The organism is Actinophytocola sp. (assembly GCF_050699935.1).
Lineage (GTDB): Bacteria > Actinomycetota > Actinomycetes > Mycobacteriales > Pseudonocardiaceae > Actinophytocola.
Genome location: NZ_JBOHGB010000194.1, coordinates 1 through 11,221, shown reverse-complemented (window position 1 = coordinate 11,221; position 11,221 = coordinate 1). Strand labels below are relative to the sequence as shown.

The window sequence follows — 11,221 nt, the reverse complement described above, 5'->3', positions numbered from 1 at the left end:
GCGCCAGGTGGACGATGCGGTGGAAGCCCGTGATCAACGCGTTCGCCATCACGTTCGGTGACCGCTGGCCGGGAGCCGAAACCTACTGATCAACAACGCCGGAAACACCGATCATGGGATAGACCCTGCCGCCGGGCATGCAGGCGGCATCGCCGACGAGGGACCGAACGCGCACGTCCTCGACGAGATCCACACCGCCCGCGTCGAACCTCCACTTCGGACACCCCGTGGTCAGTGCACCCCGGGATGACGACGTGGATGGGCGCAGCGGCGGCGAATGCCACGGTCAGCAGCCGATCAGCTGCCCGGCGAGGAAACGCTCCAGCTTGTCGACCGCCACCCGTTCCTGGGTCATGCTGTCGCGCTCGCGCACGGTGACGGCGTGATCGTGCAGGGAGTCGAAGTCGACCGTGACGCAGAACGGGGTGCCGATCTCGTCCTGGCGGCGGTAGCGGCGGCCGATTGCCCCGGCGTCGTCGAAGTCCACGTTCCAGTGGTGGCGCAGCACCGTGGCGATGTCGCGCGACTTCGGCGTGAGGTCGGCGTTGCGGGACAGCGGGAGCACGGCCACCTTCACGGGCGCGAGCCGGCGGTCGAGGCTCAGCACGGCCCGCCTGTCCACTCCGCCCTTGGCGTTCGGCGCCTGGTCCTCGCGGTAGGCGTCGAGCAGGAACGCCATCAGGGGCCGGCCGACCCCGGCCGCCGGCTCGATGACGAACGGGCGGTACCGCGAGTTCGTCGCCTGGTCGAAATAGGACAGATCGACTCCGGAATGGTTGGCGTGTGTGGTGAGGTCGAAGTCCGAGCGGTTGGCGATGCCCTCCAGCTCGCCCCACTCCATGCCGCCGAACTGGAAGCGGTACTCGATGTCCACGGTGCGCTTGGCATAGTGCGAGAGCTTTTCCGGCGGATGCTCGTACAGGCGCAGGTTGTCCCGCTTGATGCCGAGGTCGGTGTACCAGCGCAGCCGCTCGTCGATCCAGTACCGATGCCACTCCTCGTCCGTGCCCGGCTCGACGAAGTACTCCATCTCCATCTGCTCGAACTCGCGAGTGCGGAAGATGAAGTTGCCCGGCGTGATCTCGTTGCGAAACGACTTGCCGATCTGCCCGATGCCGAACGGCGGCTTGCGCCGCGCGGTGGTCAGCACGTTGAGGAAGTTCACGAAGATGCCCTGCGCGGTCTCCGGCCTCAGGAAGTGCAGGCCGTCCTCGGACTCGACCGGGCCAAGGCGGGTCCGCAGCATCATGTTGAACTCACGCGGCGGCGTGTACTCGCCGCGCACACCGCAGTTCGGGCACGGCACACCGGACAGGTCGGACTCGCTCGCCTTCTCGCCGGTGCGTGCCACGTGCTCCTCGGCGAGCTGGTCGGCACGGAACCGGTGGTGGCAGGCGGTGCACTCGACCAGCGGGTCGTGGAACGCGGACACGTGCCCGGACGCCTCCCACACCTGCCTGGGCATGATCACCGACGAGTCCAGGCCGACGACGTCCTCGCGGCGGTGCACCATCGCGCGCCACCACTCGCGCTTGATGTTGGCCTTCAGCTCGACGCCGAGCGGACCGTAGTCCCACGCCGACCGCGTGCCGCCGTAGATTTCCCCGCAGGGGTACACGAATCCACGGCGTTTGCACAGGCTGACGACGGTGTCGACACGGTCGGCGGGCATTGGCACTCCAACTGCTGCACGCTCGGGCCGGGGCATTTCGACCGAGGCAGTACGTGGGCCCTCAGCGGGGGACAGCCGCCAAAGCCTATCCGGGCGCCTGCCTGGCCGAACGGGTGATTCGCCGGCCTGCCGATCGCGGGGTTAGCGTTGCTGCCTGTAGCCAAGGTGCGTCCATGATGCGTCCATAAGGAGGACAAGTTGCGTGGAAAACGCTCGATGAGGGCACCGCTGCTCTCGGGGAACGGCCCGCTCGCGCGGGTGCCACCGCTCGCGGTGTTCCTCGTCGTGGCGGCCGTGTTCGCGATCGGCGTCATCGTGGGTGGCGAGACGGGCGCGCTGCTGCTCGGTCTGCTCGCGGCCGGAGTCGCGGTGCTGCTGGCGGCGACCTGGCAGGTGCTCGCCCCCGTGGAGCGCGCCGGGCGGGTGCTCGTCCTCGTCGTGCTGGTGGCGGTGACGATCTCGGTGCTCGTGACGAAGTAGCGGTACCCGTAGAATGTTGGAAACGGTAACCGCTATCAACACGTCAGTCACCGCTACCGGAAGGGTCAACGCCGTGACCTCGGACGCCGTATCGCCGGTCACCCCCGAACGGCACGAGCACTCGCCCGACCGGCCCTCGGTCACCACCGCACCGAAGCGGCCCGGCACCACGTTGGTCTCGGCCGGCGACCTGCTGCGCGCACTCGCCGCCCCGGTCCGCATCGCGATCGTCCTGGAGCTGCGCGAGGCGGACCGCTGCGTGCACGAGCTCGTCGAGGCCCTCGGCGTGGCACAGCCGCTGATCAGCCAGCACCTGCGGGTACTGAAGGCGGCCGGCGTCGTACACGGCGAACGGCACGGCCGCGAGGTGGTCTACCGCCTGGTCGACGAGCACCTGGCGCACATCGTCGTCGACGCCGTCGCGCACGTCGAGGAAGGGGACGCCCGGTGACCGCAGAGCGGTCCTCCCCCACCGTGCCCGGCCGCCGGTCCACCAAACAGCGCGCGGCTGTCGCGCGCCTGCTCGAACAGCTCGACGAGTTCCGGTCGGCCCAGGAGCTGCACGAGGAGCTGCGCACCCGCGGCCAGGGCATCGGCCTGACCACGGTCTACCGCACGCTCCAGTCCCTCGCCGACGCTGGCGAGGTCGACGTGCTGCGCATCCGCGGCGGCGAGGCCGTGTACCGGCGCTGCTCGAGCCACCACCATCACCACCTGGTGTGCCGCGCGTGCGGCCGGACCGTCGAGGTCGAGGGCCCCGCGGTGGAGCGGTGGGCCGAGAAGGTCGCCGCCGAGAACGGCTTCTCCGAGATCAGCCACACCGTCGAGGTCTTCGGCACCTGCGCTGCCTGCACACTCTGACGTGGTCGGGGGTCCGGCCGCGGGTGCGGTCGCGGCCGGACGCCTCACCATTCCCACCCCCGGGCCGTTACTCGGCGGGCAGACCGTTGCGGGAGATCACGCCGGCGTACCAGCGCGCGCTGTCCTTCACCGTCCGGCGCTGGGTCGCGAAGTCCACGTGCACCAGCCCGAACCGCTTCGCATAGCCCTCCGCCCACTCGAGGTTGTCCAACAGCGACCAGCAGAAGTACCCGCGCAGGTCCACCCCGCGCCGGATCGCCGCGTGCGCCGCGCGCAGGTGGACCGCCAGGTACGCCAGCCGGTCGACGTCGCGGACCGTGCCGTCCGGGCCGACCTCGTCCGGGTACGCCGCCCCGTTCTCGGTGATGTAGAGCGGCACTCCCGGGTACTCGGAATGCAGGCGCAGCAACAGATCCGTCAACCCGTCGGGCTGCACCTCCCAGCCCATCTCCGTCCGCGGCAGGCCGCTCGGCAGGAACCGCACGCCCTCCGCACCGATCCACTCGCTCGGCCCCGGGTCGCGGATGACCGGCGCGGCCACGAGCAGCGCCCGGTAGTAGTTCACGCCCAGCAGGTCGATCGGAGCCGAGATCACCGCCAGGTCACCGTCCCGCACGTGGTCGGTGAACCCGTACGGGGCGAGGTCGGCCAGCACGTCGTCCGGATAACCGCCGCGCAGCACGGGATCCAGGAAGATCCGGTTCTGCAGGCCGTCCACCCGGCGCGCGGCGTCCACATCGGAGGTGTCGGTCGGTGCCGCGGCCGACACCGGGAACAGGTTCAGCGTGATCCCCGCCGGCGCGGACGGCGCGTACGTGCGCAAGCGCTCCATCGCCAGCCCGTGGCCCAGCAGCAGGTGGTGCACGGCCGCGACCGCGGAGGGCGGCGACGTCACGCCGGGCGCGTGTCGGCCCGACGCGTACCCGGCGAACGCCGAGCACCACGGCTCGTTCAGCGTGCACCAGCCCGCCACCCGGTCCCCGAGCCGTCGCGCCACCGACTCGGTGTACTCGGCGAACCGGTACGCGGTGTCCCGTGCCGCCCACCCGCCGCGTACCTCCAGCGCCTGCGGGAGGTCCCAGTGGTACAGCGTGGCCCACGGCGCGATGCCGGCCTCCAGCAACCGGTCCACGAGCCGGTCGTAGAAGTCCAGCCCCGCCTCGTTCTCCGCGCCGCCGTCGGGCCGCACCCGGGGCCAGGCCACCGAGAACCGGTACGCGCCCAGCTCCAGCGAGGCCATCAGCTCCACATCCGCCGCATACCGGCGGTAATGGTCGGCCGCGGGCTCGCCGGTGTCGCCGTTCGCGACCGCGCCCGGTCGCCGGCAGAACTCGTCCCAGATCGAGTCGGTCCGGCCGTCCACGGTGGTCGCACCTTCGATCTGGAACGACGCGGTCGCCGCGCCCCACACGAAACCCGTGGGAAAGCTCGACGAGACGGACTCCGCCGACTCCCGCAGTACTGACATGGTCACCCCTTCACGGCGCCGTGCATGATCCCGGCCACGATCTGCCGGCCGAGCACGAGGAAAACGATGAGGATCGGAATGGTCGCGAGCGTCGTGCCGGCCAGCACGAGCGAGTAGTCGACGTAGAACCCGCTCTGCAGCCGCTCCAGCGCGAGCTGCACGGTCGGGTTCTCCGCGTTCAGCACGACCAGCGGCCACAGGAAGTCGTTCCAGGACGTCATGAACGTGAACATGCCGAGGAACGCGGCCGCGGGCCGGACGGCCGGGAGCACGACGTGCCAGTAGACCCTGATCATCGAGCAACCGTCCACTCTGGCCGCTTCGATCAGCTCGTAGGGCACCACCTGCATGGTGTACTGGCGCATCCAGAACACGCCGATCGCGGTGACCAGGTTCGGCACGATCACGGCCTGCAGGTCACCCGCCCAGCCGAACTCCGCCATCGCCATGTACAGCGGGATGATCCCGAGCTGCGTGGGCACCGCCAGCGTCGCGACCACGAACACGAACAGCGTGTTGCGGCCGCGAAAGCGCAGCTTGGCGAAGGCGAACCCGGCGAGCGTGGAGAACAGCACGGTCGTCAGCGTCACCGCGCCGGACACGACCACGCTGTTGCCCAGCGCCTTCCAGAACGGCACCGAGTCGAACACCCGCACCGCGTTGGCGAGGAAGTTCCCGCCCGGCAGCAGCGACGGCACCTGCTCGGTGAGCACGGAGCTGTCCCGGCTCGACACGAGGAACGACCAGTAGAACGGGAAGATCGATCCTACGAGGAAAGCGATCAGCAGGCCGTACACCCAGAACCGGGCCCGCCGCGCGCCCGCTGAGTCGACCGTCTGCCGCCGCACCGCGACCGGCAGGGCGATCATCGGGCACCGTCCTCGGCGACACCCGTCGACGCGAGCCGCCGGGTCACCAGGAAGTTGACCACCGCGACCACGATGATCACCAGGAACAGCACCCACGCGATCGCGGACGCGTAGCCGAGGTGCTGGGTCTCGAACGCGGTCTGGTACATGTACAGGGTGATCGTCTGGAACTGGTTGGACGATCCGCCGTTGTTCGAGCCCGGCATCGCGTCGAACAGCTTGGGCTCGGTGAAGATCTGCAGCCCGCCGATGGTCGACGTGACCACCACGAAGATCAGCGTCGGCCGCAGCAGCGGCAGCGTGACCGAGAAGAACCGCCGCGCCGCGCCCGCGCCGTCGATGAGCGCGGCCTCGTGGATGTCCTTCGGGATCGCCTTCATCGCGGCCAGCACGATCAGGGCGTTGTAGCCCGTCCACCGCCAGTTCACCATGATCGCGATCGCGACGTGCGAGGCGAACCTGTTGCCCTGCCAGTCGATCCGGTCGAACCCGAAGACCTCCAGCATCCCGTTGACGAGCCCGTAGTTCGGCCCGAACAGGTTCGCGAAGATGATGCCGAGCGCGACGAGGCTCGCCACGTACGGCAGCAGCACGCCCACCCGCCACGCGGTCGGCAGCCGCAGCCGGGAGTTCAGCAACGCGGCCAGCAGCACCGCGATGACGATCTGGGGACCGGTGGACAGCACGAAGATGCTGATCGTGTTGACGAGCGCGTTCCAGAACTGCGGATCGCCGAGCAGCGTGGCGTAGTTGGCGAACCCGACGAACGTGCTCTCCACGTCGAGCAGGTCCCGGTCGAACAGCGACAGGTAGGACGTGTACAGCAGCGGGAAGAGCCCCACCACCCCGAACAGGACGAAGAACGGCGCGATGTACAGGTACGGCGACCACTTCACGTCCGCGACGCTCAGCCGCTGCCGCCACGTCAGCCGTGGCCGGCGAGGTGGGGGCGGGACGGGCGCCGCCCTGCTGGGCGCCCGTCCCGCGTCCGTGATCACCGGACCGGACATCAGCCGACGATCCGCTCGGCCGCGTCGACCGCCTGCCGCCAACCGTCCTCGGGGGACTTGCCCTGCTCGACCGCCTGCAACGCCGGGCTGGTCGCGTTCTCCTGGATCTTGCCGTCACCCGGGCCCTTGTACTGGGCCTGGCCGACCTTCTGCGCCTGCACGGCGAACAGCTCGCCGGTCTTGACGTCGCCGAAGTACTCGTTGGTCGTGTTCAGTAGCTCCGGCGAGGACAGCGCCTCGACCTGGCTCGGGAAGTTGCCGGTCTCCTGGAACGCCTTGATCTGCTGCTCCGGGGCCGTCAGCCAGGCGGCGAGCTCGGCCGCCTCCTTCGGGTGCTGGCTCTGCTTGGGCACGGCGAGGAACGAGCCGCCCCAGTTGCCGCCGCCGCCCGGGAACGCGTCGGTGACCGCCCACTTGCCGGCGTTGGCCGGGCCTGCCTGCTCCTGGACCACGCCCAGCATCCACGACGGGCAGGTCTTGGTGGCGAACGCGCCCTGCTTGAACCCGTTGTTCCACTCCGGGCTGAACGCGACCAGCTTCGCGGTCTGGCCTCCCCTGCCGGCCGCGGTCACCTGGTCCCAGTTCTCCTTGATGTCGGGGTTGGACTCGATGGCGAGCTCGTCGTCCTCGGTCAGGTAACCGGTCTCCAGCTGGTTCTGCATCGCGTTGAAGATCTGCGAGTCCGAGTCGAACCAGGCATTGCCGGTGGCCTCGACGTACCTGTCGCCGGCCGCGAAGTAGGAGTCCCACGACTCGAACAGCGGCTTGACCGCCTCCGGGTCCGACGGCAGGCCGGCCGCCGCGAGGAGGTCCTTGCGGTAGCACATCGCGAGCGGGCCGATGTCGGTGCCGTACCCGATCCAGGTGCCGTCCTTGGCCACCGCCGACTCGTACTTCCAGTCCAGCCAGCGGTCCGGCTTCGTGTCCGCCGGGCCGATGTCCGCGAGGTCGTTGAACAGCTGCGGCTTGTCGAGGATGTCCGGGATGTGGCCCTCCTCGATCGCGACCACGTCCTCCAGGCCGGAGGTCGCCGCGAGCTTGGTGAGCAGTTGCTGGTGGTACGGGCCGCCCTGACCCGTCTTGTGATGCGTGATCTTGATGTTCGAGTGCAGGCGCTCGTACTCGGCGAGCAGCTTCTCGTAGCCGAACTCGGTGAACGTGCCGATGGTGAGCTCGAGCTGGCCCCCGTCGCCACCGGAGCCACCGCTGGATCCTTCGTCGCCGCAGGCGGATACGCCGGCCACCGCGGCAAGGGCGATCGCGCCGGCTAACACCCGTGTTTGCTGTCGTCGCACGTCATTGTCCCTTGCTGACAGATGATTCTGGGAGCGCTCCCAGAATGGAACCCTGAGTGTGTCTCCAGTCACGAGCACTGTCAAGGAGATGGACGGGCGCGTTGACCCGATCGTTAGGGAGCGCTCCCAGAACCGGCTACACTCTGCGCGTGCCACCACGCTCCCCTCAGGACGAACGGCCGACGCTCGAGGACGTCGCCGCGTACGCCGGTGTCTCCCGCTCGACCGCGTCACGTGCGCTCAACGACGACGCCTACGTCAGCCCGAGATCGCGGGCGAAGGTGCTCGACGCGGCGCGCGACCTCGGCTACTCCCCCAACCACGCGGCCCGCTCCCTCGTCACCCGGCGGACGGGCGCGGTGGCCGTCGTGCTGTCCGAGCCCGAGGAGAAGGTGCTGGACGACCCGTACTTCGCCACGGTCATGCACTCGGCGTACCGGGAGCTGGCCGCCACCGGCGTGCAGATGCTGCTGATGTTCGTCGACAGCCGCGACGACGTGCCGCGCACGATCAAGTTCCTCGGGGGCGGGCACGTCGACGGCGCGCTCGTCTTCGCGCCGCACCAAGGAGATCCGCTACCGACGGCCCTGCGCCTGCTACGGCTGCCGATCGTGTTCGGCGGCCGGCCCGGCACCGGGCGGCGCGGCGTGCACGCGGTCGACTTCGACAACCGGGCCGGCGCTCGGCTCGCGGTGCGGCACCTGCTCGACACGGGCCGTCGGCGCATCGGCACGGTCACCGGCATGCTCGACCACCCCGCCGCCGCCGACCGGCTCGCCGGCTGGCGGGAGGAGTTGGAGGCGGCCGGCCTGGACTCCGCCGGCCTGTCCGAGGCGGGCGACTTCACGATGGCGAGCGGCGACCGCGCCACAGCCGCGCTGCTCGAGCGTGCGCCGGACCTCGACGGCGTGTTCGCGGCGAGCGACCTGATGGCGGCGGGCGCGCTGCGGGCCCTGCGCGCCGCGGGCCGTTCGGTGCCCGGCGACGTGGGCGTGGTCGGCTTCGACGACCACCCGACGCTGGCACCGGCGACGAACCCGCCGCTCACCTCCGTGCACCAGGACCCCCGCGAGCAGATCCGGCAGATGGTGCGGTGCCTGATGACCCTGCTCGCCGGGGACAAGGTCCGCCCCGCCACCACCGTCCTCCCGGTGACCCTGGCGGTGCGCGACTCGGCCTGACCCCGGTCTGACCCCGGTCTGACTCGGTCGGCCTAGTGCTCGTACGGATCCGCCGGCTCGCGGACCGGCCGGATGGAGCGGACCGTGGCCGTGGGGACGTAGTCGTTCGCCTTCGTGGCCGTGCCCGGCCGCACCTCGACGGCGACCTCGACCCAGCGGTCGTCGGCGAAGCGGGACAGGCCGGTACCGAGCAGCTTGACCTTCACCGGGTAGGCGTCGGCCGCGCAGCAGGCGATCGCGATCCGCGCGACGTAGGTGTCGCGGCCCTCGTGCACGACGAACCCGGTCAGCCGGACCGCGCGGCCGGTCAGCGAGCCGCCGGAGTCCCACGCGGCGCGCTCGGTGAACTCCGACAGCCCCAGCGGCACGACGTCGGCCTTCGGCAGCGCGGGGTAGCGCTCCATGCCGTCCTCGGCGGTCACCGCCGGGGCACTCGCCGCCCGCTGCACGGAGTCGGACCCGAGCGCGGGCGGCGCGATCAGGAACACGGCGAGCACCGGCAGCAGGAGCAGCCACGCACTCCGTGCCGGATGGTCGTGCCCGGCCACGCGCTGCCCGCGAACCTCCCGAACGATCGCCACGGCGGCCAGCGCGAGCATCACGGTGCCGCCGAGGATCAGCAGCCACTGGTGCTGCGGGCGGACGTAGCGCAGGTAGCCGCCGGTGAACGAGATCTTCAGCAGCGCGCCGCCGAGCAGGACGAGCAGGACGTTCTGGGTCTCGCGCCTCACGACGCCCCCTCGCAGGCTCGGTGCCGCCGCTCGCGGTCGCCCTGTGTTTGATGGTTCGCTCCGCAAGCTCCGCTCACAGGAAGACCACCCCCGCGACCACGGCGCAGCCGATCGCCACGACGAACGTCAGCGGCGCGAACCGCAGCGCGAAACGGCGGCCGAGTGTGCCGGCCTGCAGCGAGAACAGCTTGATGTCGACCGCCGGCCCGACGACGAGGAACACCAGCCGCGGCAGCAGGGGCAGCGCCGAGAGCGACGCGGCGACGAACGCGTCGGCCTCGCTGCACAGGGCGAGCAGCACGGCGAGCACGGCCATCACGACGATCCCGAGCACCACCTGGTCGCCGAGCGTGTCGAGCCACGTCCGCGGCACGACGACGTTCAGCACCGCGGCCGTGAGCCCGCCGAGCACGAGGAACCCGCCGGCGTCGACGAGGTCCTGGCGCGCCGTCTCGGCGAACATCGCCCACCGCGAGCCGGAGTGCTCGGGCGCCCGGCGCAGGGCCCGGGCGGCGAACCACTCCATGCGGCCGAACCGCGCCCACAGGAAGCCCATTACGACCGCCGTGCCCAGTGACCCGGCGAACCGGGCCGCCACCATCGCCGGCTCGCCGGGGAAGGCCACCGCGGTGGCCACCAGCACGACCGGGTTCACCGCGGGCGCGGCGAGCAGGAACGTCACCGCGACCGCGGCCGGCACCTCCTGCTGAATGAGCCGCCGCGCGACCGGCACCGCGGCGCACTCGCAGTTCGGCAGCGCGATCCCGGCGACCCCGGCCGCCGGCACGGCGAGCGCCGTGCGTCGCGGGAGCACCCGGCGCAGCAGGTCGGCGGACACGAACGCCGCGATCGCGCCGCTGACCAGCACGCCGAGCACGAGGAACGGCAGCGCCTGCACGCACACCGCGACGAACACGGTCGCGCCGGTCCGCAGTGCGGGCACGTCGAGGACGCTCGCCAGCCAGCCCTGACCGACGAGCGCGACGACCAGCACCACGCACAGGATCTCCAGGGACGTGATCCGCCGGCGCCGCGCGGTGCCGGCGGGCTCGTCCGGGTCGGTGACGGCCTCGGCGGGTGGAGTGGTCGTCATGACCCGGTCTGGTCACCGACCTCGCCCAGCAGCTCGGTACGCAGCTGCGAGGCCGTGGACACGACCAGCATCAGCAGCGTGCCCAGCGCCGCCGGCTCGATGCCGTCGGCCGGGAACGCGTACCGCAGCGTGACGTCCATGCCGGCGTCGGTGTGCACGACGCCGAGCGTGCCGAACAGGCCCTGGCCGGCCCGCTCGGCGGCGGACACGGCGAGCTTCGGGTCGTCGGGCAGGTCCCAGGCGACGACGCAGGTCAGGCTGAGCACGGTGAGCCCCTCCGCGAGCTGCATCGCCTGCACCGCGCAGGGCACGTCGACGTGCCGGAAGCTCAGCGCACCGTCGTCGTCCACGCGCACATCGTGGAACTGCTCCAGTGCCTGACGCGCCTTGGTGAGCAGATCACCGGTGGTCATCGCCTCCTGCTCGGTCATGCTTCTCCTTGTCCGGGGGACGCGGCGTCGACGGCGCCACCGAAGCGCCGGTCCCGCCGCGCGTACTGCTCGCAGGCGCGCCAGAGGTCGCGCCGGTCGAAGTCGGGCCACAGGATGTCCTGGAAGACCA

Annotated in this window: 13 protein-coding genes; 4 read left to right on the top strand and 9 right to left on the bottom strand. The window is 70.8% G+C overall.

The genetic code is table 11. The features are described from left to right. Nucleotides 1–286 precede the first annotated feature (286 nt). Entirely contained in the window at nt 287–1,672 is a 1,386-nt protein-coding gene (locus tag ACRDTB_RS34740) for a glycine--tRNA ligase (RefSeq protein ID WP_431436474.1), read from the bottom strand. Between the two features lie 216 nt (nt 1,673–1,888). Between ACRDTB_RS34740 and ACRDTB_RS34735 the strand changes: the two genes are divergently transcribed. The 3 genes from ACRDTB_RS34735 to ACRDTB_RS34725 are packed head-to-tail and all read left to right on the top strand — an operon-like array spanning nt 1,889 to nt 3,013. After that, the gene (locus ACRDTB_RS34735; RefSeq protein ID WP_431436473.1) at nt 1,889–2,152 is read left to right on the top strand and encodes a DUF6703 family protein; all 264 of its coding nucleotides are present in this window, start codon (nt 1,889–1,891) and stop codon (nt 2,150–2,152) included. 13 nt (nt 2,153–2,165) lie between these two features. Further along, nucleotides 2,166–2,603 carry an ArsR/SmtB family transcription factor gene (locus ACRDTB_RS34730; RefSeq protein WP_431436472.1) on the top strand — a complete coding sequence of 146 codons (438 nt, stop codon included), beginning with the start codon at nt 2,166–2,168 and terminating at the stop codon, nt 2,601–2,603. Next, nucleotides 2,600–3,013, top strand: coding sequence for a Fur family transcriptional regulator (locus ACRDTB_RS34725; RefSeq protein WP_431436471.1), 414 nt, complete (start codon nt 2,600–2,602; stop codon nt 3,011–3,013). Before ACRDTB_RS34730 ends, ACRDTB_RS34725 begins: the two co-directional genes overlap by 4 nt. A 67-nt stretch (nt 3,014–3,080) precedes the next feature. Here the strand turns inward: ACRDTB_RS34725 and ACRDTB_RS34720 are convergent, their stop codons facing one another. The 4 genes from ACRDTB_RS34720 to ACRDTB_RS34705 are packed head-to-tail and all read right to left on the bottom strand — an operon-like array spanning nt 3,081 to nt 7,634. Beyond that, a complete protein-coding gene (locus ACRDTB_RS34720; protein WP_431436470.1) occupies nt 3,081–4,481 on the bottom strand; it encodes a GH1 family beta-glucosidase in 1,401 nt (466 codons plus the stop codon). A gap of 2 nt (nt 4,482–4,483) precedes the next feature. Next, on the bottom strand, nt 4,484–5,350 hold the full coding sequence (locus ACRDTB_RS34715; protein WP_431436469.1) for a carbohydrate ABC transporter permease: 867 nt from the start codon (nt 5,348–5,350) through the stop codon (nt 4,484–4,486). After that, a complete protein-coding gene (locus ACRDTB_RS34710) occupies nt 5,347–6,360 on the bottom strand; it encodes a carbohydrate ABC transporter permease (protein ID WP_431436468.1) in 1,014 nt (337 codons plus the stop codon). The genes ACRDTB_RS34715 and ACRDTB_RS34710 overlap by 4 nt, the downstream gene beginning before the upstream one ends. Next, nucleotides 6,360–7,634 carry an extracellular solute-binding protein gene (locus ACRDTB_RS34705; RefSeq protein WP_431436467.1) on the bottom strand — a complete coding sequence of 425 codons (1,275 nt, stop codon included), beginning with the start codon at nt 7,632–7,634 and terminating at the stop codon, nt 6,360–6,362. The genes ACRDTB_RS34710 and ACRDTB_RS34705 overlap by 1 nt, the downstream gene beginning before the upstream one ends. A gap of 164 nt (nt 7,635–7,798) precedes the next feature. Here ACRDTB_RS34705 and ACRDTB_RS34700 point away from each other — a divergent pair, with 164 nt between their 5' ends. Beyond that, nucleotides 7,799–8,836 (top strand): LacI family DNA-binding transcriptional regulator, encoded by a 1,038-nt coding sequence (locus tag ACRDTB_RS34700; RefSeq protein ID WP_431436476.1) that lies wholly within the window; start codon nt 7,799–7,801, stop codon nt 8,834–8,836. 32 nt (nt 8,837–8,868) lie between these two features. Here the strand turns inward: ACRDTB_RS34700 and ACRDTB_RS34695 are convergent, their stop codons facing one another. The 4 genes from ACRDTB_RS34695 to ACRDTB_RS34680 all read right to left on the bottom strand — a co-directional run. Then, the gene (locus tag ACRDTB_RS34695) at nt 8,869–9,567 is read right to left on the bottom strand and encodes a TIGR03943 family putative permease subunit (RefSeq protein ID WP_431436466.1); all 699 of its coding nucleotides are present in this window, start codon (nt 9,565–9,567) and stop codon (nt 8,869–8,871) included. Between the two features lie 73 nt (nt 9,568–9,640). Beyond that, nucleotides 9,641–10,660, bottom strand: coding sequence for a permease (locus ACRDTB_RS34690; RefSeq protein ID WP_431436465.1), 1,020 nt, complete (start codon nt 10,658–10,660; stop codon nt 9,641–9,643). Next, a complete protein-coding gene (locus tag ACRDTB_RS34685) occupies nt 10,657–11,091 on the bottom strand; it encodes a hypothetical protein (protein WP_431436464.1) in 435 nt (144 codons plus the stop codon). The genes ACRDTB_RS34690 and ACRDTB_RS34685 overlap by 4 nt, the downstream gene beginning before the upstream one ends. Continuing rightward, nucleotides 11,088–11,221, bottom strand: a 134-nt coding sequence (locus tag ACRDTB_RS34680) for an undecaprenyl diphosphate synthase family protein (protein WP_431436475.1), incomplete at its 5' end; no start/stop codon positions are given. The genes ACRDTB_RS34685 and ACRDTB_RS34680, both read right to left, overlap by 4 nt.